The sequence below is a fragment of the Nonomuraea marmarensis genome (assembly GCF_043197025.1).
Classification (GTDB): Bacteria; Actinomycetota; Actinomycetes; order Streptosporangiales; family Streptosporangiaceae; genus Nonomuraea; species Nonomuraea marmarensis.
In genome coordinates, this window is sequence record NZ_JBICRM010000016.1 from 13,965 (window position 1) to 34,016 (window position 20,052).

Here is a 20,052-nt window from a genome sequence, read left to right on the forward strand (position 1 = left end):
CCGATGCCGTCAGGCGGCGAGGGGCAGGTCGCCGACGGCGCCGGGCCAGCGCGCCGGCGGGAGGCCGTCCGGGCGGACCAGCATCGCACCCTGCGGCTCCAGCCCGAGTGCCGCCGCCACCGGCTCCGTCAGCCGGTGGACGTCCAGCGGGACGTGCTCACACCTCGGCACCCTACGAAGACCCGGCTGAGGCGGGTCCGGACGGCTTGCCAGAAAGGGCAAAAGCCGGAACGCTAGCCTGAAAACCGGGAAATTGCGACATATGAGGTGGGGCCTTCGTGACGGATGATTCGCAGGCACCGGACCCGGCGCTTCTCCCGAGGGTCGACACCAGCAGGCCGCATCAGGCGCGGGTCTGGAACTATTGGCTGGGCGGAAGGGACAACTACCCGGTCGACCGGGAGCTTGCCGAAAAACTCCGGCACGCCTATCCGGGCATGGAGGAGATAGCCCGTCATGCTCGCACGTTTCTGGGGCGAGCCGTCCGATATCTCGCCGGAGAGGTACATATCCGGCAGTTCTTGGACATCGGTACCGGGTTGCCGACCGTCGACAACACCCATGAGGTGGCGCAGCGGGTGGATCCGACCAGCCGTATCGTCTACGTCGACAACGACCCCATGGTGCTGGCGCACGCGCGAGCTCTGCTCGCCAGTGACCCTCGAGGCGCCTGCGACTACATCGAGGCTGATGCCCGCGAACCGGACACCATTGTGGAATTCGCGGCCAAGACGCTGGATTTCACCCAGCCGACCGCGCTCATGCTCTTGGGCGTGATGGGCACGATCTTCGACGACGATCAGGCGTACGCGCTGGTGAAGCACCTGATGGGGACGCTGCCGTCAGGCAGCTACCTGGTGTTCGAAGACGGGACGAACGTCGTCAAGCCCGACGCGGCGGCGGAGGCCGAGCGGCTTCGCGACAAGGGCGAGGTGTACCAATATCGGCTGCGGACCCCCGCGGAGATGGCCAGGTTCTTCGACGGGCTGGAGCTGGTGGAGCCGGGTGTCGTGTCGGTCTCCCGGTGGCGGGTCGAGGCCGACGTGTTCGGTGTGCCTGCCCAGGTGGACGCGTACTGCGGTGTCGCTCGCAAGCCGTGAGCTACAAAGTGCCGATGATCTGACGCACGATCGCCGGAGTGGCCGTCGAGGGCGCGGCGCAGATGCCGAGTTCGTCCATCAGCTTCTGGTACGGCAGCACCTCGGCTTCCTTGGTGAAGTACTGCGCGCCGATCAGATGTTCGACATAGGCCACATCGTGCAGTTCGGTCTGGGCGAAGCGCAGGATCGTGACGGGGCCGACGCCACCCACGATGCCAGAGGTGAACGGAATCACCTGCACGGTGACGTGGGGCAACTCCGCCAGCCGGCCGAGGTGCTCGAGCTGGGCACGCATGGTCTCACGACTGCCGACGCGGCGGTGCAGCGCGGCTTCGTCCATCACCACCCAGAGTCTGTGGGTGGTGGACCGGGTGAGGATCCGCTGGCGCCGCATCCGCACCGCGACCCGGCGTTCGACCTGCTCAGCGGAGTCGTCGTGGTGGCCGTGGGCGATGACGGCGCGGGCGTACTCCTCGGTTTGCAGCAGACCTGGCACGAACTGCACCTCGTGGGTACGGATCAGCGCCGCGTCCTGCTCCAGTCCGACGTAGGCCTCGAACCATTCGGGGATCACATCACGGTAGTCCTGCCACCAGGTGACCGCGTTGGCCTGCTTGGCCAGGGCCAGCAGCGCCTGTCGTTCGGCTTCCTCGGTCACGCCGTACAGGGTGAGCAGGTCGGCGACGTCACGCGGCTTGAAACTGGTGCGCCCGCTCTCCATCCGGCTGATCTTGGACTGTGACCCTCGGATGACATATGCGGCGGCTTCGCGCGTGATCCCGCGGGACTCGCGCAAGCGGCGCAACTGCGAGCCGACCAAGATGCGAAGCGCGGTCGGCCCGGACTGGACGGCATCACTGCCGGGAGTTCCGGCCAAATCACCCATATCGTGAGCAGTCGACATTTATGATCCTCAATCGGCAATTCGCCACAGTCCTGCCTGTCGTCAATCCTGCCACGCCAACTGACGAAGAGCTCATCATTCCTTCTGGCCTCGCTATTCACCACCAAAGCTAACAATCTTCCCTAGAACCTCGCTGCATGCGACAAGATTGACCATATGGTGCAGAGCACGGCAAAGGATGTCGACGACTACCTGGCCGAGGTCCCCGGCGGAGCGCAGGGATGCACTGGCCAGGCTGCGGGAAATGTGCCGTGCGGAGCTCCAGGGCTTCGGCGAGGTGATGGCGTACGGGATGCCCGCCTACGAACGGGACGGCGTTGCCGAGATCGCCTTCGCGGCCACCCGGGGCAAGATCTGCTGACGGGTGGTCAACGGTGTCCGAGGACGGGAGGCGTACCGGCGTGAACGACCACAGCGGCGACGCTCGCAAGATCGAGCGGCCGAGATCCCAGGAGACCTGCCCGGTCGGTCGCGCCGGTGACGGCACGTGGGAGGTCCGTGGTTACGCGCAAGCCCGCGCCGTGCTGCGCAGCGACGGCACCGTCCAGGCGGGGCTGGGCATCGAGACCGTGGAGAAGCTGCCCGCCAAGATCCGGCGTCCCGTCCTCTACCGGGACGGGCCCGAACATCGCGAGCACCGGCGGCAGACCGCGAAGTACTTCACGCCCCGCCGCGTGGACGAGCGGTATCGCGGCCTGATAGCGGACATCGCCGGCAGCCAGCTCGCGAAGCTGCGAGCGGCGGGCGAGGCGCAGCTCTCCGAGCTGAGCTTCGGCATGGCGATCGAGGTGGCGAGCGCGGTCATCGGCCTCACCTCCAGCAGGCCGGGGATCCGCCGCAGGCTGGAACGCTTCTTTCCGGAGAAGTTCGGCAAGCCCGGCCTGACCAGCCCGAGCGGGATCTACTGGTTGGTCAGGCAGAACATCAACTGGCTGCGCATCTACGTGGCCGACGTACGCCCGGCGATCCGCGACCACCGCCGCGAGCCGCGCGACGACCTCATCTCGCACCTGATCTCCGAAGGGTGCACGAACGCCGAGATCCTCGGCGAGTGCCTGACCTTCGCCGCGGCCGGAATGGTCACCACGCGCGAGTTCATCTGCGTCGCGGCCTGGCACCTGTTCACCGATGACGCGCTGCTGGAGCGGTATCGCGCGGCGGACGAGCCCGGGCGCCTCGCCGTACTGCACGAGATCCTGCGGCTCGAACCCGCGGTGGCGCGGCTGCGCCGGCGCACGACGGCGGCACTCGAGCTGGCCGGCGCCGACGGGCCGGTCACGGTGCCTCCGGGCGCGCTGATCGACGTGTTCATCGACGCGGCGAACACCGATCCCCATGCCGTGGGCTCCGAGCCGCTGTCGGTGTGCCCAGGGCGCGCCATCGACGGGGGCACGGGCACCGCGGCGCTGTCCTTCGGCGACGGCCCGCACCGGTGTCCCGGAGCGGGCATCGCCATCCTCGAGACCGACATCCTCCTCAGCCGGCTGTTCGCCATGGAGGGCGTCCGGATGGCGTCGGCGCCCCGCGTGACCTTCAACAACGACATCGGCGGGTACGAGATCCGCGAGCTGAGGGTCTGCGCCGGATCGGGTCAGAAGGAGTAGGGGCCGAACCGGCCCCAGGCCACGACGGCGGCCAGCGCGAGGAGCACCACGTTGGCGATGATCGGCTGAGATTCCTTGCGGCGGGCGTGCGTGATCGCGGCCCCGATCATGACCAGGACGAGGCCGGTCGCGGCCAGTGGCGTCAGCACCGGCGCGATGTTCAGCGCCGCGGGCAGGATCAGGCCGATGGCGGCCAGGAGCTCCAGACCGCCGATGCCCTTGACCGCGCCGGCGGAGAAGTCCTCGGTCCAGGCCATGCCGGACGCGGCGAGCTTGGCTTTCGGCTGGGAGAGTTTCATCAGGCCGGCGCCGAGGAAGAGCAGGGCGAGCAGGCCGGCGATGATCCAGAGGGCGAGGTTCATCGGGGATCCGATCAAGGTGAGATGGCTTTAAGCTTCAACCGGACTGTACGCATGACCACTTGAAGCGTCAACTCCGATCACTTGATGCCTCAAGCTAGAGTGTGGATATGGACGACCCGGAGGAGCCACGCTGGCTGACCGACGAGGAGATGCAGACCTGGCTGGCGCTGCTCAGCGTACTGATCAGATTGCCGGCCGCACTGGACAGGCAACTGCAGCGTGACGCGGGCATCAGCCATTTCGAGTACCAGGTGCTCGCCGGGCTGTCGATGAGCCCGGAGCGCACGATGCGGATGAGTGAGCTGGCCTCGTTCTCGGACGGGTCGCTGTCGCGCCTGTCGCACGTGGTCGGCCGGTTGGAGAAGCGCGGCTGGGTGCGCCGCACGCCCGATCCGGCCGACGGCCGCTACATCCTGGCCGTCCTCATGGAGGAAGGCTGGAAGCAGGTCGTCGCGACCGCCCCCGGACACGTGGACGCGGTCCGCGAATTCGTCTTCGACCCCCTCACCAAGGCCCAGACGCGGCAACTGCGCGACATCGGCCGCCGCATCACCCGCGCCACCGATCCCGACGACACCTGTCTCGAATAAGCCCTGGTCCGAGCCCGCTACGACATCACCTGGGGAACATCCCCTGACCGGGGCTCAGGAGATGTCCCGGGTCGAAGCGGTTCTTTCCGGTATCTCGGTCCGCATGAGGCCCGGCAACTCGGTCAGCGCCTTCGGATCGATGCCCTTGAGGTAGGCCGCCAGCAGCTGCGTGATCTCGGTGGTATCCGCCTCGTGGATGTACCGCTGGGCCCGCTCCAGGGCGCGTTGGAAGGCGGCACGTCCTTGGGCTTCTTGTCCATGATCCGCTGAGTGGTGAACACGACGCCATGCGCGGATCGCCAGCACCCCGCGCCTCACTGGTCCGTCCCCATCGGCTTCCAGCGGCTGGCCCGGCGGTCGAGCAGCCCGACGACCAGGTCAGTCCGCCCACCTTGATAACCGTGCCGCTGCTCACGGCGCGTCCTGGGCGCGCATGCCGTACACGTCATAACTGAGCTCGCCCGACCGCCATCGCTTGCGCAGGCCCGCTTCCTTGGCCAGCCTCTCGCGTACGGCGCGCACGGTCGCGTCGAGGTCGGCGGCGGGCACCACCGCCGCGCCGTCGTCATCGAGAACCACCAGGTCGCCGGGTTCGATGGTGGCGCCGCCGATGGTGACGGGAACGTTCACCGCGCCGCGGAAGTCCTTGCCCGCTCCCCTGACCCGCCGCCACCGCGTCCAGACCGGAAGGCCCAGCTCACGCAGGTCGGCCACGTCCCGGACGGCCGCGTCGACCAGCACCGCCGCGGCGCCGCGTGCTCGGGCCTGGGTGGCGAGCAGGTCGCCGAGCAGGGCGACCGGCCGCGGTTCCGGCATGGTCAGCACCACTACCTCGCCCGGCCGTACGTGTGTCATCACCTCGTGAACCGCGCGGTTGTCGTCCTGCCCGCACAGCGCGGTCCGGGCCGGACCGGCGACCGCGCGACCGGGCAGCAGGGGCTCGAAACTCTCGTCGATCAGGCCGAGACGGCCCCTGGCCTCGTAGACCGTGGCCACGCCCGCCGCGGCCAGCTCACCAGTGCTCACAGTGCCTCCACCACGTTCGGCAGCAACCTCTGGAACGCCTCCGCCTGCCGGATCCCCGAGTCGCCCGTGACCTTGCGAGCGTGGTTGCCGCGCTGGTCGGCGCGCTGCCGGTAGTACTCCTGGAGGTACTGCTGGGCGGCCATCGCGGCCATCGCCTCGACCTTCCGGTCGAAAACGGGGGTGATGTCCACGTAGACGGTGGGGGTGAATCGGCACAGCTCGGGCTGGTGCGGTTCGAACACCAGGAACTCCGAAGGCGGGGCCGTACGAAAGCCGCTGGCCACCCCGGCGCCGGAGGTCAGGAGCCGGGCCTGGGCCACCGCGGCGTGCGCCGCGGGGTGGTCGGGGTTGAACGGGTCGTGTTCCGGATGAGTGAGCACGACGTGCGGGGCGAAGTCGCGCATCAACTCGGCCAGCCGCTCGACGGCTTCCGGCCCGGCCCGGAGCGGGTAGTCGCCGAGGTCGAACGGCTCGAACCGGGCGCCCACCACCGACGCGGCCTTCGACGCCTCCTCGTGCCGGATGCGCTTGACGTTCTCCTCGGTCTGGCCCGGCTGCTTCCACAACTCGCCGGACTCGCCCCGCTCGCCGTAGGACAGGGCGACCACCAGGGCCTCGCCGCCGCGGGAGGTGTGACGGGCGATGGCGCCGGCCGCCCGCCAGACGAAGTCCGCGCTGTGCGCGCCGACCACCAACATCCTGCGTTCGCTCATTTCACACCTGCCAGCCAGCGGGAGTTGTCGACGGCCATGGTCCGGACATCCTTCTCGGTGAAGCCCTCGGCGAGCAGCCGGTCGGCGAGCAGGGCGAGGCCGTCTTCCACCGGCGGGTTGAACGGCTGGCCGAGGTCGCTGGAGAGCACGGAATGCTCGGGGCCCACGGCGCTGATGTGCTCGAACCACGTCTGCCAGGAGACCTTGCCGGTGTGGGGCGTGGTGAAGCAGCGTTCGAGCAGGGCTCCCTTGGCCGCGAGCACCCGCTGCCGGTCGATCGCGACGCGCTGGGACGTGAACTCCGGATGGGTGATCACGATGCGGCGAACCCCCTCCTCGACGGCCGCGTCCACCACCGCGTCGATCTCGGCCGCGCTGAGGTGGCCGGTGGCGAGCGTCATGTCATGCTTGGCGATCACTCGCAGCACCTGCCGGGTCCGCTCGAGGACGACGCCGCCGGATCCCACCACGTCCACCGGATCCGCCGATATCCCCGCTTCCCGCAGCTCGGCCTGCAACCGGGCCCACATGGGCGGCGTGGCCCCTTCGGGGTCGGTGGCCGTGCAGGCCCGCTGGTTGGCGCTGTCCACAGTGGGCAACCACACCAACTGCGCACCACCCCGGGCGGCGATTTCGACGGCGATGGGGTTCATGCCGCCCACGGACGCATTCAGGGTGATCGCGCCGATCGCGCCGAAGCCGGGTGTCGCGGCCCGCACCACCGCGGCCCGCTCCGTCGTGGGTACGTAGTGCGATTTGAGTACGAACCCGGCGAGCCCCGTCTCGGCGAAGCGGGCCGCGAGGGTGAGGTCGTCTATCCGCCTGCGCATCACATCGGGGGCCACGTGGATGTGGATGTCGTAGGCGCCCGCGACCAGCTCACGGGCGCGAGCGGAGGGCTGGGGATGGTCTTGGGGCTGCACCATGCCTGTCTCCCAGATTGTTGTCATCTTGGTGAAACAGATGGTTTACAATATGGGCGACAGTCGTCAAGGGTCCGTCAGATCTCGTAGGCCCGCAACGCCTCGATCACGCCGCGGAGGTGACGACGAGCGGCCCGCTCGGCCGTCTCCGGGTCCCCCGAACAGATGGCGTCGATGATGGCCAGGTGCTCGCCCAGCGACACGGCCGGCCTCCCCGGTTGCATGGCCAGCCGGAACTGGTGCCGTACGATCTGCCCGCGCAACCGCTCTAACACGCCACCCGCGGTGGTCTGACGACTCAGCTCTCGTATCCGGCGATGCAGCAACTGGTTGATCTCTGAGTAGCCGAGCACGTCGCCCGACGCGACCGCCTCCGACATCCGCGCGCCGATGTCACGCAGTCCGTCCGCGTCCGCCTGAGTCACCCGCTCAGCGGCCTTGGCCGCGCACAGGCCCTCGACCACCATCCGTACCTCGGTGATCTCGATGGCCTCCGCCAGGGACACCGCACGCACCCGTGCGCCCCGGTGCTGAACCCGTTCCACCAGGCCCTCGTTGGTCAGCTGCAGGAGCGCCGAACGCACCGAACTGCGGCTCGCGGAAAAGCGCTCCGACAGGTCCGCCTCGACAAGCCGCTGGTCAGGCACGAACTCGCCGCGCACGATCCCGTCACGGATGGCGTCGAGCACCGTTCCCGAATCTGTGGACACGTTCCCTCTCTCTGATTGTCGCCAATTCTGTGCTAAATATTGTATCGATCGTTGACGCCATTCAGCCGTGTCACCAAGAGGAGGACGGCGATGACGGTTTCCCTGCAAGTTGCCGTCCTCGGCCTGGGCGAGGCCGGGTCGGCCATCTCAGCCGGCCTGGTGGCCGCGGGAGCACAGGTCCACGGCTACGACCCCGCCGCCGGCACCCCTCCGGGCATCGTGGAAACCGGGAGCGAGGCCGACGCGGTCCGCGGCGCCGACCTGGTCCTGAGCGTCAACAGCGCGGCCGCCGCCGAGGAAGCACTGCGTAACGCCCTGCCTGGAGTCGCGCCTGCGACGCTGTGGGCGGATCTCAACACCGCGGCCCCGGCGGTCAAGCGCCGGCTGGCCGAGATCGCCGACCAAGCCGGTTTCGCGTTCGCCGATGTCGCACTGATGGCACCGGTCCCGGGGCGTGGCCTGCGGACACCCATGCTGGCCTCCGGCCGTCACGCCGGACGGTATGCCGGCCTGCTCACACCGCTCGGCGCGCGGGTAGACGTGCTCGACGGTCCCGCCGGGCTCGCCGCCGAACGCAAACTGCTGCGCAGCGTCTTCTTCAAGGGCTTGGCCGCCGCCGTGGTCGAGGCGCTTCGGGCGGGGCGGGCGGCCGGATGCGAGGACTGGCTGCGCGAGAACATCGCCGGCGAACTCGCCGCGGCGGATGCGGCCACCGTACAGCGCCTGGTGGACGGCACGCACCGCCATGCCGTACGTCGAGCCGCGGAGATGCGCGCCGCCACTGACATGCTGACCGACCTGGGCGTTCCCCCACTGATCACCCGAGCCACCGCCGATCTCCTGCGAGGGACCGCGCGGTCAGACCCGCCTCTCGTGCTCCGCAAGGCGGAGCGAGCCGCCGAGCTGGGCGCCTAGTTCCAGTTGGTCGTAGTAGATACGGTGGCTGACGATGTGGTCGTCCTCCACGGTCGAGACGCTGCAGGCGCGCACGAGGATGGAGCGGCCGGTCGCCTCGGCCACGCCCCCTCCGGGCATCAGGTAGGGGCCCTCGTGCGTGCCGGTCAGGGTGTACTCCGCCACCAGGGTGTCGCCGCAGATCGTCACTGACTGAGGGGTGCACCTGGAGTCCGGGAACGCCTCGATGAACGCGCCGTAGTACGAGACGATCTCGTCCCTGTCCTGGCCCACGCCGTCCGGCGCGACGAGGACGGCGCCTCGGCTGAAGGTGTCCGCCAGGCCGTCCAGGTCGTGGCGGTTGAACGTCTTCCGCAGCCGCTCCAAGGGGCGTCGAGGATCAGACATTGAACTGGCCCTTCTAGGGATGATTCACGCCCAGAAGAGGGCACGCCGGGCGAAATTTCCTGATTTGTCATGTTAGTTGCCCGATGGGCGGTTGTTGGGGCAAGTATCGGTACGGAAGACAAATTCCTTACCAAGGGCCGCCCGGCAACCGGGCGGCCACCGGCTCCAACGACTGGGACGGCGGCCTGCACGTCACCCCTCCGCACCACCTCCCAAAGCCTGCGGCTGGCGATGGCCACCGCCACCCGCCCCGACACCAGCGACGATCGCGTCGGCTTCACGGGCTGACGTGGGCGCCGCCCCGTTTCGAGTGGCCCTGCCCGACGGCCTTCAGGGGCAGGGCGGGATCGGCCCGGATAGGCGGCTGAAGCTCCGGTGGGCGAACTCGCCTCCCCCATCGCCGGCCGGCCCGGTGACCAGGTGGTGGTCGGGCGAGAGCGCGCAGGCCGGGTCGGTGCGGCTGGCGTCCCCGGTCAGCGCGTACGCCTGGCAGCGGCAGCCGCCGAAGTCCTCGTGCCTGCGCGGGCAGCCCGAGCACGGTTCTCGCATCCATGCCGTGCCCCGGTAGGCGTTGAACGCCGGGGACTCGGCCCAGATCCACCGCAGCGGATGGTCGCGCACGTTCGGGAAGTCGAGCGGCAGGTCGTAGCCGGCGGGGCAGGGCAGCACCCGCCCGTCGGGGGCGACGGTCAGCGAGATCGCACCCCAGCCGCCCATGCACGGCTTCGCGGTGCCGTCGAAGTAGTCGGGCACCACCCAGATGATCTCCATCTCCGTACGGCGGCGCCAGTCCTCGACCCTGGCCCGCGCGGCCGCCAGCTGGTCACGGGTGGGCATGAGGGCCCGCCGGTTGATCAGCGCCCAGCCGTGGAACTGGGTGTTGGCCAGCTCGACGCGGCTCGCGCCCCAGGCGGCCGCCAGCTCGATGAGCTCGTCCACGGCGTCCAGGTTGTGCCGATGCAGCACGATGTTGAGCCCGAGCGGCAACCCCGACTCCACGACCAGCCGGGCGGCGCGCTCCTTGTCGGCGAACGACGTACGTCCGGCGATCAGATCCGAGGTCGCGGCCGAGGGCCCCTGGACGGAGAGCTGGACGCTGCGCAGGCCGGCGCCGACCAGCTCGGCCAGCCGTTCACGGGTCAGGCCGACGCCGCTGGTGACGAGCTGGCAGTAGATCCCGGACGCGCCCGCGACGATCTCGGCGAGGTCGTTCCTGAGCAGCGGTTCGCCGCCGGAGATGTGGGCGTGCAGCACGCCCAGCGCGGCGGCCTCGGCCAGCACCCGTACCCACTCACCGGTCTCCAGCTCCCGTGACCTGGTGATGAGTTGTGCGGGATTGGAGCAGTACGGGCAGCGCAGCGGGCAGCCGTGGGTGAGCTCGGCCAGCATGGCCCAGGGCGGGTTCACCGCAGCCATCCCTGGGCGCGTACGTCGTCGAGGAAGCAGCGGACGTCGGCCGTGCCTTCGGGCGGGAACTCGGCGGCGATCTCCTCGACGGTCCTGCTGCCGTCGCACAGGCGGACGATCGCCGCGGCCTCGTCGTTGAGCACCACGATCCGCTCGGGCACGATGAGCAGCTCGGCCTGGCGCACGTCGCAGCGACGCAGGTGCGCGGCCGGGCTGAGGGCGGGTTTCCAGCCGCTCATCGGTACGCCCTGTCGACGGCGTCCAGCAGCGTCCACAGCACCTCGCACTTGTAGGCCAGCGCCGCGATCGCCGCCTGCTGCTGCTCGCGGGTCCGTGCCCAGGCCAGCACCAGCGGCAGCGCCTCGTCGCCGTCCCGCCTGCCCTGCTCGACGCGGACCTCGAAGTACCGGAGCCCGTCCCGGTCGATCCACGGATAGTGCGTCTCGAAGGCGGCGATCCTCTTCCTCATCAGGTCCGGCGCGAACAGCTCGGTCAGCGAGGCCGCCACCGCCTCCAGCGGGGTGCCGTGGCGGCACAGGTTCACGTAGCCGTCCACGGCCAGCCGCACCCCGGGCAGCACCCCGTCGCCCGACCACAGCTGCTCGCGGGTCAGACCGGCCGCCTCCCCCAGGCGCAGCCAGCGCTCCAGGCCGCCCTCGCCCTCGGCGGCTCCGTCGTGGTCGACGATGCGGCGGATCCACATCCGGCGCAGCCGCGGCTCCGCCAGCTTGGCCACGATCAGAGCGTCCTTGATCGGGATGGCCCGCTGGTAGTGGAAGCGGTTGAGTATCCAGCCGCGCAGCTCGTCCTCGGACAGGGTGCCCGCGTGCATGCGCTGGTTGAACGGGTGCAGGTAGTGGTAGCGGCGTTCCGGTACGGCTCGCAGCTCGGCTTCGAAGTCGATCACAGGTCGATGACCATTCCGTCGTGTGCCACCTCGACGCCCAGGCCCGCGTGCAGCGGCGAGGCCGGGTCGACGAGGGGATTGGTGTTGTTCAGGTGCGTGTACAGGCAGCGGGCGTCCAGGGCGGCCAGCCGTTCGCGGGTGGCCTCGATCGGAAGGTGGCCCATCTCCGTGGCGGTCCTGGCACAGCAGGACAGCGGCTCCTCCTCGGCGAGGAAGGTGCCGTCGGCGAAGACCACGTCCGCCGACCCGCCGAACCCGTCCGGCCAGACGGCCAGACACGGCGCGTAGAGCAGGCCGCCGAGCTCCAGCGCGCTCACCCACTCACCGTCCGGCCGGCCGGCCGCGTAGCGGGGGCGCTTGCCGGAGATCGGCACCGCGCGCGCCCCGATGCCGGCGAAGTCGCGCCAGACCAGCTTGACGTACGGCTCCAGCATCGCCATCGTGCCGCTGACGGCCTGCCGTACCGGCTCGGTGGCCACGACCTCCAGCTCATCGGCCTCGCGGAGCCGGGCCAGGCCCAGGGTGTGGTCGAGTTCGGCGTCGGTGAGGATCACCCCGGCCAGCGGGCTCGTGCGGCCCTCCGGCCGCAGCCACGGGCACGACTCGATCTGCTCGCCGACGTCAGGGGTGGCGTTGACCAGGTAGACCCGGTCGGGCTCGACCTCGATCGCGAGCGAGGCGTGCCGCCGCCGCCATGACGCGTGGACGCGCGCTCCGCGGCAGCCGGGACACGCGCAGTTCCACTGCGGGAGGCCGCCGCCCGCGGCCGTGCCCAGGACCTGCAGGCGCATCGTGGACCGCGGCTACCGGTCGGCCAGGAAGTACGCCGACATCTCCATGGACGCCTCGACCACCTGGTAAGCGGGCTTGTGCCAGATCGTCTCCTGGCCGCGCTCGCACCTGGCGTGGTCACGCGTTGGGCGCCTGTCCTCCTGGCTCTTCTTCTCGCTCATGGCCGTCTCCTCTCGGTTACGCGTCATGTGTGGGTATGGCCGGAATCTTTTCGGAGCTATCCCGGAATGCGGTAAAGGGTCAGGAGGTGTACGACACCGCCAGGCGTCCGGGCGGGGATTCCGCGTCGTCACCAAGCCCGGCACCGATCGGGACGGCATACGCCCTCGCAGTGCTTTTGCGATACATTGTGTCTATATCAAGTACGGTGTGTTCAAGATCGAGACGGAAGGGCATCTCCATGACAGATACGCCGCATGGGTCGCAGGAAGAGCTCTACAGCGGCCCGCTTCCGTGGGACATCGGCCGCCCGCAACCGGCGTTCCTCGACCTCGCCCAGGCCGGCGTCATCCAGGGCCGGGTGCTGGACGTCGGCTGCGGCACCGGCGAGCACACGCTCATGTGCGCCGCGCTGGACCTCGACGCCACCGGCGTCGATCTCGCCCCCAAAGCGATCAACCTCGCTCAGGACAAGGCGCGCGAACGAGGGCTCACCGCGCGCTTCCTCCGCCACAACGCGCTGCGACTGGCCGAACTCGGGGAATCCTTCGACACCGTGCTCGACTCCCTGGTGTTCCACATCTTCAGCGACGACAACCGGGCCGCCTACGTCGAAAGCCTGCGTTCGGCGACCAAGCCGGGCGGCCGGCTGTTCCTGCTGTGCTTCAGCGACCGACAGCCGGGCGAGGGCGAGTACGGGCCGCGGCGCGTGACGCAGCAGGAGATCACGGCCGCGTTCGCCGAGGGGTGGAAGCTCGACTCGATCAAGGCCGGCACGATCGACAACACCGTCATCCCCGACGGCGTCCTGGCCTGGCTCGTTGCGCTCACCCGGAGCTGAGCCGAACCTACGAAATCCCCTGAGAGGAATGCGATGCCAACCGCCGAAGCCCGTGTCACGACCGAACGCGCGAGCCGTTACCTTGTGCAGCTCTGCCGGCACGCCGGCCAGATGGGCCATGGGTTCCCCGCTCATCCCGGCCGCGGCCCCCACATGGGCGGCGAAAGGCCGAAGAACGTCAAGGCCGAGTGGTCGGAAACCGACGGGACCATCACCGTCGACGGGGGGACCTGTGTCCTGCGGGCCACTCCGGAGGCGTTGACACTGCGTATCGAGGCCCAGGACGAGGACCAGATGCAGCGCATCCAGGCCGTCCTCACCAGGAACCTCACCAGAATGAGCAGGCGGGACAACCTGACCGTGGACTGGAGCCGCCCCGACGCGACCATCGGCGCGACCCCGGCGACGGTCCCGCCGCGCCGAGGACGACACACCGTGCTCGGCCTCACGGTGGCCGGCATCCTGGTCGTCGCCGTGCACGTGGGCCTGGTCGCGGGCGTACTGACGCTCCCGCAATGGGCGAGCCTGAGCGCGAACGTGATCCTGGTGGGGGTCCTCGTGAAGGCCGCCCTCATCGCCGCCCACGTCTGGCGCCGCCGCCGCGCATCCGCCAAAGCGCACTGAGACCAAGGCCGCCGAAACCGTCCGCTGAGCCCGGCCAGACCGGCTCAGCGGGCTCGCAGCCCGGCCAAGGTGAGCGCGACAAGCCGCTGGACGGCCGCCTTTGACGGCAGGACGGCGGCTGCCTGCAGGGCGTGCAGGCAGAACGCGGTGAGTTCGTCGGCCGCGACGTCATCGCGAACCTGACCGGCCTGGGCGGCGTCGGCCAGCGCGCCGCGGAGCATGTCGTGCAGCTGGTGCTGGGTGCGGACGACGTCCTCCGACCGGTGCAGGAACCTGATCAGGTCGGGACCGAAACCCTGGTGCCGGCCCTGCCGCGCCATCTGGTGATGGATCTGAGCGTACGTCTCCAGCATGGCCTCAAGTCGCCGCCCGGCGTCGCCCTCGTGCTCCCTGACCCTGGCGAGGTGCTCCAGGTGCCCGGCGACCTGCCGGCTGTGCCAGGCCATCAGGATCGACTCGACGTCGGGGAAGTATTTGTAGAGCGTGGCCCGGCCGATACCGGTCTTCTCGGCGATCTGCGACATCGTCACCGCCAGCAACCCGCGCTCGGCCACCAGCGCGACGGTGGTGTCCAGGATCGCGTCATGCACGGTGCGACGGTGCGCCTCGATCGTCTCGTTCCACAGTTTCGGCACCCCGCCAGCATACGAGCCGACGAGGAGGATGCGCTGTGACGAGATCGCGACACTCTGTCTCGAAACGGTGATCGATCACGCACGTGCCCACTTTGTTTTGACAATCAAACCTTCGATTGATTAGAGTTTTTGATAATCAAGACATTGTCATGATGAAGACAACGACTATCAGTCAACGTTAGGAGACAAAGATGATCCTCGTCACCGGAGCCACCGGCAGTGTCGGCCGCCACGTCGTCGACGGGCTGCTCAAGGAAGGCCAGTTCGTCCGCGCGATCAGCAGGAATCCCGAGAGCGCCAAGCTCGCCGCGGAGGTCGAGGTCCTCCCGGGGGACCTGTCCAGCCCGGGCACCCTGCCGCTCGACGGGGTCAGCACGGTGTACCTGGTCGCCATGGGCGACCGCCCCTACGAGATCTCCCAGGCGCTGGCGGACGCCGGCGTCACCACGGTCGTGCTGCTCTCGACCTCCGAGGTGCTGGACGACGCCGAGGAGCAGCCGGGGGCCATCGCCGCCCGGCACGCCGCGTTCGAGGACGCCATCCAGCGCTCCGGGATGCTCTGGACGTTCCTGCGGCCCAACGAGTTCGCCGGCAACGCCCTGCAGTGGGCGCCCCAGATCCAGGCGGGCGACGTGGTGCGCGCGCCGTACGGTGACGCCTGGTCGGCGCCGATCCACGAGCGCGACGTCGCGGCCGCCGCGGTGCGCGCCCTGGTCGACGACCGCTTCCACGGCGCCAAGCTGGTGCTCACCGGGCCTGAGACCATGACCCACCGCGACCAGCTCGGCCACATCGCGACGGCGCTCGGGCGGTCTCTGGAGTTCGAGGAGATCCCGGCCGCCGCCGTGCGTGCGAAGATGACCGCCTACGCGCCGGTGGAGATCGTGGACGCCCTGCTGGGCCGGCTCGCGGAGACCGTCGGCAAGCCTGCGACCGTGACCACGACCGTTCATAACATCACCGGCAGACGGCCGCTCACCTTCCGCGAGTGGGTGACCGAGCATGAGTCCGATTTCCGCTAAGCTCTGTCCATGCGCCAGCAACTCATCGACGAGCTCATGCTGGCATTGACAGACCTGCAGAACGCCTCCGAGATGGCCGACGCGGCCATCTCGGAGGCGCTGGGCCTCAACCGCACCGACGCGAGGTGCGTGGCCTACCTGATCACGCGAGGCCCGATGGCCTCCGGCGAGCTGGCCGAGCTGGCCGGCCTGACCCCCGGCGCCCTGACGGTCGCCGTCGACCGCCTGGAGAAGGCCGGGTTCGCCGAGCGCGTCCGCGACCTCGCCGACCGGCGGCGGGTGCTCATCCGTCCCACCGACAAGGCCCGCGACGTCGCGCACAACGCCTGGGGGCAGGCGGTGGTGGAGGCCGAGGCCCAGTTCGCGGCCTACAACGACGACCAGCTCGCCCTGCTCACCGAGTTCATCCAGGGCCAGGTGGCGCAGCAGCGGCGCAATGCCGAACGCATGCGCGACAAGTCGGGCTGGCCGTAGAGCCGGCCTTCAGTCCCGCACCTGGATCGTCCCGGTGGGGCAGCGCCGGGCCGCGGCGCGCACCTTGTCGTGCAGCGCGGCCGACGGCTCGGCGATGAGGACCTGTACGACGCATTCCTCCTCGTCCTGCCCGAACACCTCGGGCACGGAGAGCGCGCACAGCCCGCTGCTGCAGCACTTGCTGGCATCCACGGTGACACGCATGCCGCTCACCAGGCGATCGGGATCTCGATGAGGCTCTCGATGAGGGTCCCCTCGGTGCGCCGCAGTTCCTCGGCCGGGATCGCCAGGCGCAGGGCCGGGAACCGGCGCAGCAGAGTGCCCAGCGCGATCTCCAGCTCCACCCGGGCCAGCGCGGCGCCGATGCAGAAGTGCGGGCCGACGCTGAAGGTGAGGTGCGGATTGTCCGTGCGGGTGATGTCGAGCTCGTCGGGCCGCTCGAACACCTGCCCGTCCCAGTTCGCCGCCTCCACCGCCGGGATGACGCCCGATCCCCGGGGGATTGTCACGCCGCCGACCTCGATGTCCTCGGTGACGTAGCGCAACATCGACAGCGAGCCGCTCATGAGCTTCCAGCGCAGCAACTCCTCCACCGCGCCCGACAGCAGGGACTCGTCGGCGCGCAGCAGCTTCAGCTGGTCGGGCTCGGCGAGCAGCTTGGCCACGGTCAGGCCCAGCTGGCTGGCGGTGGTCTCATAACCGACGAGCAGCAACAACCGGCACCACCAGTGCAGCTCGTACTCGCTCAGCCGGGTGTCGTCCTCGTCATGGACCTGGATCAGCGCGCTGACGAGGTCGTCGGCCGGCCGCTCGCGCTTGGCGGCGATGAGCGCGCTCATGTACGCGTTCAGCTCCCCCAGCGCGGCGTGGATCTCCTCCCTGGTGTACTTGCCGGTGGACAGGAAGTGGTCCGTCCAGCGGCGGAAGCGGCCCTGGTCCTCAGTCGGGACGCCCAGCAGGTCGCAGATGACCCGGATGCTGAGCGGGAACGCCAGCTCCTCCGACACGTTCACCGGCGGGGTCTTGCCCGCCATCGCGTCGATCAGCTCGTCGGTGATCTCCTGGACGCGCGGCCGGAGCCGCTCCACCCGCGTCGCGGTGAACGCCTTCATCACCAGCCGCCGCACCCGGGTGTGCTCGGGCGGGTCGGGGTCCATCTTCGAGTCCTGGAACATCATGTTGTTCTTGGACACCCTCGGGGCGTCCGGCCGGTTCAGGTTGCGGCTGACCCGCAGATCGGTCAGCACGCTCCTGACGTCGTCGTACCGCGTCACCAGGTACGCCTCGTCACCGCTGGGAAGGATCACCCGCTGCACGGGCTCGTCGCGTATCGCGCCCAGCTCCTTGGGGACGGCGAGCGGACCAGGACGGTGGAAGGGGTACGGGATGGGATTGGCGCTCACGGCTGCCTGCCTCTCTTGAGTCGTTCACCAGGCGACGGGGACCTCGCGCAAGCCCAGTTCCAGCGGGCTGTCGTGGTGGCGCAGCGCGCCCGGCGGAACCGCCAGGCGCAGGGTCGGCACCCTGCGGATCAGGGCCTCCAGCGCCACCTGTAGCTCCAGCCTGGCCAGCGCGGCTCCCATGCAGAAGTGGGGTCCGGCGCTGAAGACGAGGTGCTGCTTGTTCTCTCGGGTGATATCCAGTCGCATCGGGTCCGGGAAGACCGACTCGTCGAAGTTGGCCGACTCCAGGACCGGGATCAGCCCGGAGCCCCGGGGGATGATCACGCCGCCGACCTCGATGTCGTCGGTGACCAGGCGCAACATCGACAGCGAATGGCCGGCGATCTGGCAGCGCAGCAGCTCCTCCACCGCGTCGGGGATGCGGCCTGGGTCCTCGTGCAGCAGCTCCAGCTGGTCCGGATGGGTGAGCAGCAGGACGGCGGCGCTGCCGAGCTGCGACGCCGTCGTCTCGAACCCGGCCAGCAGCAGGATCACGCACCAGACGTGCAGCTCGTGGCCGCTCAGCCGGCCGTCGTTCTCGTCGTGCACCCCGATCAGCGCGCTGATCAGGTCGTCGCCAGAGTCTCGGCGCTTGGTCTCGATCAGCTCGCCCATGTACTGCCAGGCCTCGTTCAGCGGGCCGCGGAAGCGGGCCTGGTCCTCCGGCGGCACGCCGAGCAGGCCGCATATGACCTGGAGGGTGAGCGGCACGGCGAACGCCTCGTGCAGGTCGGCCGGCGGGCTCCGCTTGAGCAGGTCCGTGACCAGCTCCTCGGCGACCTGCCGCACGTGCGGGCGCAGGCCCTCCACGCGGGTGGCGGTGAACGCCTTGGCCATCAGCCGCCGCATGCGGGTGTGCTCGGGCGGGTCACGGTCGATCCGGGGGTTCTGGAAGACCTTCGTCTTCTGCTCGGTCATCCGTGGCGCCCCCGGCCGATCCCGGTTGCGGCTCACGCGGGGGTCGGAGAGCACCCGCCGGATGTCCTCGTACCGTGTCACCAGGAACGCCTTGTCGCCGCTGGGCAGGGTCACCTGGACGACCGGCTCATCGCGCAGCGTGGCCAGCTCCTCGGGCGGGTCGGCGGCGGCCCGCCACGCGAACGGAAACCTCAGCGGCGAGGACTCCATGAATCGTCTCCCCATCAACGACGGATCACCGTGGTGTCCATCGTCGCGGGAGCCGCTTGAGGCCGGGCCGAGAAGCGCTGGAGGTGGCCGCCGACGCCTCCAGCCATCTTCTAACAGGCCCTGAAATGGTGGGCGCGACCATGCAGTCATGCAGTCGTGATTGAGGGAAGGTGGCCCATGCGCGTCTTGTTCGTCACCACGAACTGGGGTTCGCACTACTACCATCTCGTCCCGCTCGTCTGGGCGATGCGCGCCTCCGGCCACGAGGTGTACGTGAGCAGCGAGCCCTCCTTCGCCGAGACGATCGTGCGCTCAGGGGCGACCGCCGTTCCTACCAGCCGGGACGTCGACCAGGGCGAGCTGATGAAGCGCGTGCTGGCCGACCCGCCGGACTGGCCGGAGACCGCGCCGGAGGGCGTGTCCCAGGAGGAGTGGAACAGCAGCTGGCGGAACGTCTCCCGGCGGGCGTTCCCGATGTTCGCCGCGCTCGCTGAGGAACTCGCCGACGACGTGCTGCGGCAGACCCGGGCACTGCGGCCCGACCTGATCGTGTACGAGCCGACCAGCTTCGTCGCCCCGCTGGTCGGCGCGGCCATGGGCATCCCGGCCGTCCGGCACGTGCTGGGCGTGGACGTCATCTACATGGCGCGCAACATCGTGCCGCCCGTGCTGCGGCCGCTGGCCGAGCGCCTCGGCGTCGGCGACGTGGACATCCTCGGCCTGGCCACGATCGACAACTGCCCGCCCAGCATGCAGCTGCCGTCGCAGGTGAACCGGATCAGGACGCAGTTCGTACCGTACAACGGCTCGGGAGGGATGCCGGGCTGGCTGCTCGAGCCGTCGCCCCGGCGCCGGGTCGGGGTCAGTTGGGGGCTGTGCGCCTCGGACCGCGGTCGTGGATTCCTGGTGCCCGAGCTCGTCAAGGCGCTGTCCGATCTCGACGTCGAGATCGTCGTGACCCTCTCCGCTGCCGACCGCAAGAACCTGCCGGAGGGCGAGCTGCCGGACAACGCCCGGGTGGTGGAGTCGCTGCCGCTGCACCTGCTGATGCCGTCGTGCGACGCGATGCTCCATCAGAGCGGCATCAGCACGATGCTGACGGCGCTGAGCTACGGCGTGCCGCAGCTGGTCCTGCCACAGATGCCCGACGAGCTCATGGAGTCGCGGCCGCTCATCGCCGCGGGCGCCGGCATCGCGGTGGCGCCGGAGGCCGACCTCGACACCATCGCCGAGCGCGCCGCCGAGCTGGTCACCGTGCCCTCCTATCGCGAAGCCGCGGACCGGCTGCGGGAGGAGATCCGGCAACAGCCCGCTCCCACCGAGACCGTCATGGAGCTCGAAGCCTTCGTCCGGGCCTGAACGCCCGTCAGCCTCAATTGGAAGGTGT

At 69.5% G+C, this 20,052-nt stretch carries 28 protein-coding genes; 10 read left to right on the forward strand and 18 right to left on the reverse strand.

The window, feature by feature from the left end:
* Positions 1-9: 9 nt before the first annotated feature.
* A complete protein-coding gene (locus ACFLIM_RS25365) occupies positions 10-171 on the reverse strand; it encodes a hypothetical protein (RefSeq protein ID WP_393169461.1) in 162 nt (53 codons plus the stop codon).
* 107 nt (positions 172-278) lie between these two features.
* Here ACFLIM_RS25365 and ACFLIM_RS25370 point away from each other — a divergent pair, with 107 nt between their 5' ends.
* Positions 279-1,100 (forward strand): SAM-dependent methyltransferase, encoded by an 822-nt coding sequence (locus ACFLIM_RS25370; protein ID WP_393169463.1) that lies wholly within the window; start codon positions 279-281, stop codon positions 1,098-1,100.
* Between the two features lies 1 nt (position 1,101).
* Here the strand turns inward: ACFLIM_RS25370 and ACFLIM_RS25375 are convergent, their stop codons facing one another.
* Positions 1,102-2,004, reverse strand: coding sequence for a helix-turn-helix domain-containing protein (locus ACFLIM_RS25375; RefSeq protein WP_393169465.1), 903 nt, complete (start codon positions 2,002-2,004; stop codon positions 1,102-1,104).
* A 178-nt stretch (positions 2,005-2,182) separates the two neighbouring features.
* On the opposite strand from ACFLIM_RS25375, the gene ACFLIM_RS25380 reads away from it, so the two are divergent.
* A complete protein-coding gene (locus tag ACFLIM_RS25380) occupies positions 2,183-2,365 on the forward strand; it encodes a hypothetical protein (protein WP_393169467.1) in 183 nt (60 codons plus the stop codon).
* Between the two features lie 13 nt (positions 2,366-2,378).
* Positions 2,379-3,608 carry a cytochrome P450 gene (locus tag ACFLIM_RS25385; protein WP_393169468.1) on the forward strand — a complete coding sequence of 410 codons (1,230 nt, stop codon included), beginning with the start codon at positions 2,379-2,381 and terminating at the stop codon, positions 3,606-3,608.
* On the opposite strand, the gene ACFLIM_RS25390 is transcribed toward ACFLIM_RS25385, so the two are convergent.
* Positions 3,596-3,970 carry a DoxX family protein gene (locus tag ACFLIM_RS25390; protein ID WP_393169470.1) on the reverse strand — a complete coding sequence of 125 codons (375 nt, stop codon included), beginning with the start codon at positions 3,968-3,970 and terminating at the stop codon, positions 3,596-3,598. The genes ACFLIM_RS25385 and ACFLIM_RS25390 overlap by 13 nt on opposite strands.
* Before the next feature lie 107 nt (positions 3,971-4,077).
* Between ACFLIM_RS25390 and ACFLIM_RS25395 the strand changes: the two genes are divergently transcribed.
* Complete coding sequence (locus tag ACFLIM_RS25395) at positions 4,078-4,560, forward strand: MarR family winged helix-turn-helix transcriptional regulator (RefSeq protein ID WP_393169472.1); 483 nt, start codon at positions 4,078-4,080, stop codon at positions 4,558-4,560.
* A gap of 54 nt (positions 4,561-4,614) precedes the next feature.
* On the opposite strand, the gene ACFLIM_RS25400 is transcribed toward ACFLIM_RS25395, so the two are convergent.
* From ACFLIM_RS25400 to ACFLIM_RS25420, 5 genes are all read right to left on the reverse strand, one after another.
* On the reverse strand, positions 4,615-4,866 hold the full coding sequence (locus tag ACFLIM_RS25400; RefSeq protein WP_393169474.1) for a hypothetical protein: 252 nt from the start codon (positions 4,864-4,866) through the stop codon (positions 4,615-4,617).
* Between the two features lie 105 nt (positions 4,867-4,971).
* Positions 4,972-5,586 (reverse strand): 4-carboxy-4-hydroxy-2-oxoadipate aldolase/oxaloacetate decarboxylase, encoded by a 615-nt coding sequence (locus ACFLIM_RS25405; RefSeq protein ID WP_393169476.1) that lies wholly within the window; start codon positions 5,584-5,586, stop codon positions 4,972-4,974.
* Positions 5,583-6,299 carry a PIG-L deacetylase family protein gene (locus ACFLIM_RS25410; RefSeq protein ID WP_393169478.1) on the reverse strand — a complete coding sequence of 239 codons (717 nt, stop codon included), beginning with the start codon at positions 6,297-6,299 and terminating at the stop codon, positions 5,583-5,585. The genes ACFLIM_RS25405 and ACFLIM_RS25410 overlap by 4 nt, the downstream gene beginning before the upstream one ends.
* The gene (locus ACFLIM_RS25415) at positions 6,296-7,225 is read right to left on the reverse strand and encodes a DUF6282 family protein (protein ID WP_393169480.1); all 930 of its coding nucleotides are present in this window, start codon (positions 7,223-7,225) and stop codon (positions 6,296-6,298) included. The genes ACFLIM_RS25410 and ACFLIM_RS25415 overlap by 4 nt, the downstream gene beginning before the upstream one ends.
* Positions 7,226-7,299: 74 nt before the next feature.
* Entirely contained in the window at positions 7,300-7,932 is a 633-nt protein-coding gene (locus ACFLIM_RS25420) for a GntR family transcriptional regulator (RefSeq protein ID WP_393169482.1), read from the reverse strand.
* 90 nt (positions 7,933-8,022) lie between these two features.
* Between ACFLIM_RS25420 and ACFLIM_RS25425 the strand changes: the two genes are divergently transcribed.
* A complete protein-coding gene (locus ACFLIM_RS25425) occupies positions 8,023-8,847 on the forward strand; it encodes an NAD(P)-dependent oxidoreductase (protein WP_393169484.1) in 825 nt (274 codons plus the stop codon).
* Here the strand turns inward: ACFLIM_RS25425 and ACFLIM_RS25430 are convergent.
* The 6 genes from ACFLIM_RS25430 to ACFLIM_RS25455 all read right to left on the reverse strand — a co-directional run bounded on the left by ACFLIM_RS25430 (position 8,791) and on the right by ACFLIM_RS25455 (position 12,501).
* On the reverse strand, positions 8,791-9,234 hold the full coding sequence (locus ACFLIM_RS25430; RefSeq protein ID WP_393169485.1) for an ester cyclase: 444 nt from the start codon (positions 9,232-9,234) through the stop codon (positions 8,791-8,793). The two genes, ACFLIM_RS25425 and ACFLIM_RS25430, sit on opposite strands and share 57 nt — an antisense overlap.
* A 330-nt stretch (positions 9,235-9,564) precedes the next feature.
* On the reverse strand, positions 9,565-10,641 hold the full coding sequence (gene pqqE, locus ACFLIM_RS25435; protein WP_393169487.1) for a pyrroloquinoline quinone biosynthesis protein PqqE: 1,077 nt from the start codon (positions 10,639-10,641) through the stop codon (positions 9,565-9,567).
* Entirely contained in the window at positions 10,638-10,880 is a 243-nt protein-coding gene (gene pqqD / locus ACFLIM_RS25440) for a pyrroloquinoline quinone biosynthesis peptide chaperone PqqD (protein ID WP_393169489.1), read from the reverse strand. Before pqqD ends, pqqE begins: the two co-directional genes overlap by 4 nt.
* Positions 10,877-11,548, reverse strand: coding sequence for a pyrroloquinoline-quinone synthase PqqC (gene pqqC, locus ACFLIM_RS25445; protein ID WP_393169491.1), 672 nt, complete (start codon positions 11,546-11,548; stop codon positions 10,877-10,879). Before pqqC ends, pqqD begins: the two co-directional genes overlap by 4 nt.
* Positions 11,545-12,339 (reverse strand): pyrroloquinoline quinone biosynthesis protein PqqB, encoded by a 795-nt coding sequence (pqqB, locus tag ACFLIM_RS25450; RefSeq protein WP_393169493.1) that lies wholly within the window; start codon positions 12,337-12,339, stop codon positions 11,545-11,547. The genes pqqC and pqqB overlap by 4 nt, the downstream gene beginning before the upstream one ends.
* A 12-nt stretch (positions 12,340-12,351) precedes the next feature.
* Entirely contained in the window at positions 12,352-12,501 is a 150-nt protein-coding gene (locus ACFLIM_RS25455) for a hypothetical protein (RefSeq protein ID WP_393169495.1), read from the reverse strand.
* Between the two features lie 239 nt (positions 12,502-12,740).
* On the opposite strand from ACFLIM_RS25455, the gene ACFLIM_RS25460 reads away from it, so the two are divergent.
* Together ACFLIM_RS25460 and ACFLIM_RS25465 are read left to right on the forward strand one after the other, a co-directional pair.
* Positions 12,741-13,340 carry a class I SAM-dependent methyltransferase gene (locus tag ACFLIM_RS25460; protein WP_393169497.1) on the forward strand — a complete coding sequence of 200 codons (600 nt, stop codon included), beginning with the start codon at positions 12,741-12,743 and terminating at the stop codon, positions 13,338-13,340.
* A 33-nt stretch (positions 13,341-13,373) separates the two neighbouring features.
* Positions 13,374-13,964, forward strand: a complete 591-nt coding sequence (locus ACFLIM_RS25465; RefSeq protein WP_393169499.1) for a DUF2218 domain-containing protein — start codon at positions 13,374-13,376, stop codon at positions 13,962-13,964.
* A gap of 44 nt (positions 13,965-14,008) precedes the next feature.
* On the opposite strand, the gene ACFLIM_RS25470 is transcribed toward ACFLIM_RS25465, so the two are convergent.
* On the reverse strand, positions 14,009-14,599 hold the full coding sequence (locus ACFLIM_RS25470; protein WP_393169501.1) for a TetR/AcrR family transcriptional regulator: 591 nt from the start codon (positions 14,597-14,599) through the stop codon (positions 14,009-14,011).
* 191 nt (positions 14,600-14,790) lie between these two features.
* On the opposite strand from ACFLIM_RS25470, the gene ACFLIM_RS25475 reads away from it, so the two are divergent.
* Both ACFLIM_RS25475 and ACFLIM_RS25480 read left to right on the forward strand, forming a co-directional pair.
* The gene (locus ACFLIM_RS25475) at positions 14,791-15,621 is read left to right on the forward strand and encodes an SDR family oxidoreductase (RefSeq protein WP_393169503.1); all 831 of its coding nucleotides are present in this window, start codon (positions 14,791-14,793) and stop codon (positions 15,619-15,621) included.
* A gap of 9 nt (positions 15,622-15,630) precedes the next feature.
* Complete coding sequence (locus tag ACFLIM_RS25480) at positions 15,631-16,095, forward strand: MarR family winged helix-turn-helix transcriptional regulator (protein ID WP_393169505.1); 465 nt, start codon at positions 15,631-15,633, stop codon at positions 16,093-16,095.
* Between the two features lie 9 nt (positions 16,096-16,104).
* Here ACFLIM_RS25480 and ACFLIM_RS25485 read toward each other — a convergent pair whose 3' ends face one another.
* Genes ACFLIM_RS25485 through ACFLIM_RS25495 form a run of 3 tightly spaced genes read right to left on the reverse strand, consistent with a single transcriptional unit; the run spans position 16,105 to position 18,665 of the window.
* A complete protein-coding gene (locus ACFLIM_RS25485) occupies positions 16,105-16,299 on the reverse strand; it encodes a ferredoxin (protein WP_393169507.1) in 195 nt (64 codons plus the stop codon).
* 5 nt (positions 16,300-16,304) lie between these two features.
* On the reverse strand, positions 16,305-17,498 hold the full coding sequence (locus ACFLIM_RS25490) for a cytochrome P450 (RefSeq protein WP_393169509.1): 1,194 nt from the start codon (positions 17,496-17,498) through the stop codon (positions 16,305-16,307).
* Between the two features lie 24 nt (positions 17,499-17,522).
* Positions 17,523-18,665, reverse strand: coding sequence for a cytochrome P450 (locus tag ACFLIM_RS25495; protein WP_393169511.1), 1,143 nt, complete (start codon positions 18,663-18,665; stop codon positions 17,523-17,525).
* 177 nt (positions 18,666-18,842) lie between these two features.
* On the opposite strand from ACFLIM_RS25495, the gene ACFLIM_RS25500 reads away from it, so the two are divergent.
* Positions 18,843-20,024 carry a nucleotide disphospho-sugar-binding domain-containing protein gene (locus ACFLIM_RS25500; protein ID WP_393169513.1) on the forward strand — a complete coding sequence of 394 codons (1,182 nt, stop codon included), beginning with the start codon at positions 18,843-18,845 and terminating at the stop codon, positions 20,022-20,024.
* The last annotated feature ends 28 nt before the right edge of the window (positions 20,025-20,052 follow it).

What these genes read in the sequence shown, in the direction of transcription:
- ACFLIM_RS25375 (WP_393169465.1), bottom strand. Translation starts at nt 2,004, where the DNA reads ATGTCGACTGCTCACGATATGGGTGATTTGGCCGGAACTCCCGGCAGT.
- ACFLIM_RS25380 (WP_393169467.1), top strand. Translation starts at nt 2,183, where the DNA reads ATGTCGACGACTACCTGGCCGAGGTCCCCGGCGGAGCGCAGGGATGCA.
- ACFLIM_RS25390 (WP_393169470.1), bottom strand. Translation starts at nt 3,970, where the DNA reads ATGAACCTCGCCCTCTGGATCATCGCCGGCCTGCTCGCCCTGCTCTTC.
- ACFLIM_RS25395 (WP_393169472.1), top strand. Translation starts at nt 4,078, where the DNA reads ATGGACGACCCGGAGGAGCCACGCTGGCTGACCGACGAGGAGATGCAG.
- ACFLIM_RS25410 (WP_393169478.1), bottom strand. Translation starts at nt 6,299, where the DNA reads ATGAGCGAACGCAGGATGTTGGTGGTCGGCGCGCACAGCGCGGACTTC.
- ACFLIM_RS25415 (WP_393169480.1), bottom strand. Translation starts at nt 7,225, where the DNA reads ATGGTGCAGCCCCAAGACCATCCCCAGCCCTCCGCTCGCGCCCGTGAG.
- ACFLIM_RS25425 (WP_393169484.1), top strand. Translation starts at nt 8,023, where the DNA reads ATGACGGTTTCCCTGCAAGTTGCCGTCCTCGGCCTGGGCGAGGCCGGG.
- ACFLIM_RS25430 (WP_393169485.1), bottom strand. Translation starts at nt 9,234, where the DNA reads ATGTCTGATCCTCGACGCCCCTTGGAGCGGCTGCGGAAGACGTTCAAC.
- pqqD (WP_393169489.1), bottom strand. Translation starts at nt 10,880, where the DNA reads ATGAGCGGCTGGAAACCCGCCCTCAGCCCGGCCGCGCACCTGCGTCGC.
- pqqB (WP_393169493.1), bottom strand. Translation starts at nt 12,339, where the DNA reads ATGCGCCTGCAGGTCCTGGGCACGGCCGCGGGCGGCGGCCTCCCGCAG.
- ACFLIM_RS25455 (WP_393169495.1), bottom strand. Translation starts at nt 12,501, where the DNA reads ATGAGCGAGAAGAAGAGCCAGGAGGACAGGCGCCCAACGCGTGACCAC.
- ACFLIM_RS25460 (WP_393169497.1), top strand. Translation starts at nt 12,741, where the DNA reads ATGACAGATACGCCGCATGGGTCGCAGGAAGAGCTCTACAGCGGCCCG.
- ACFLIM_RS25465 (WP_393169499.1), top strand. Translation starts at nt 13,374, where the DNA reads ATGCCAACCGCCGAAGCCCGTGTCACGACCGAACGCGCGAGCCGTTAC.
- ACFLIM_RS25475 (WP_393169503.1), top strand. Translation starts at nt 14,791, where the DNA reads ATGATCCTCGTCACCGGAGCCACCGGCAGTGTCGGCCGCCACGTCGTC.
- ACFLIM_RS25480 (WP_393169505.1), top strand. Translation starts at nt 15,631, where the DNA reads ATGCGCCAGCAACTCATCGACGAGCTCATGCTGGCATTGACAGACCTG.
- ACFLIM_RS25485 (WP_393169507.1), bottom strand. Translation starts at nt 16,299, where the DNA reads ATGCGTGTCACCGTGGATGCCAGCAAGTGCTGCAGCAGCGGGCTGTGC.
- ACFLIM_RS25495 (WP_393169511.1), bottom strand. Translation starts at nt 18,665, where the DNA reads ATGGAGTCCTCGCCGCTGAGGTTTCCGTTCGCGTGGCGGGCCGCCGCC.
- ACFLIM_RS25500 (WP_393169513.1), top strand. Translation starts at nt 18,843, where the DNA reads ATGCGCGTCTTGTTCGTCACCACGAACTGGGGTTCGCACTACTACCAT.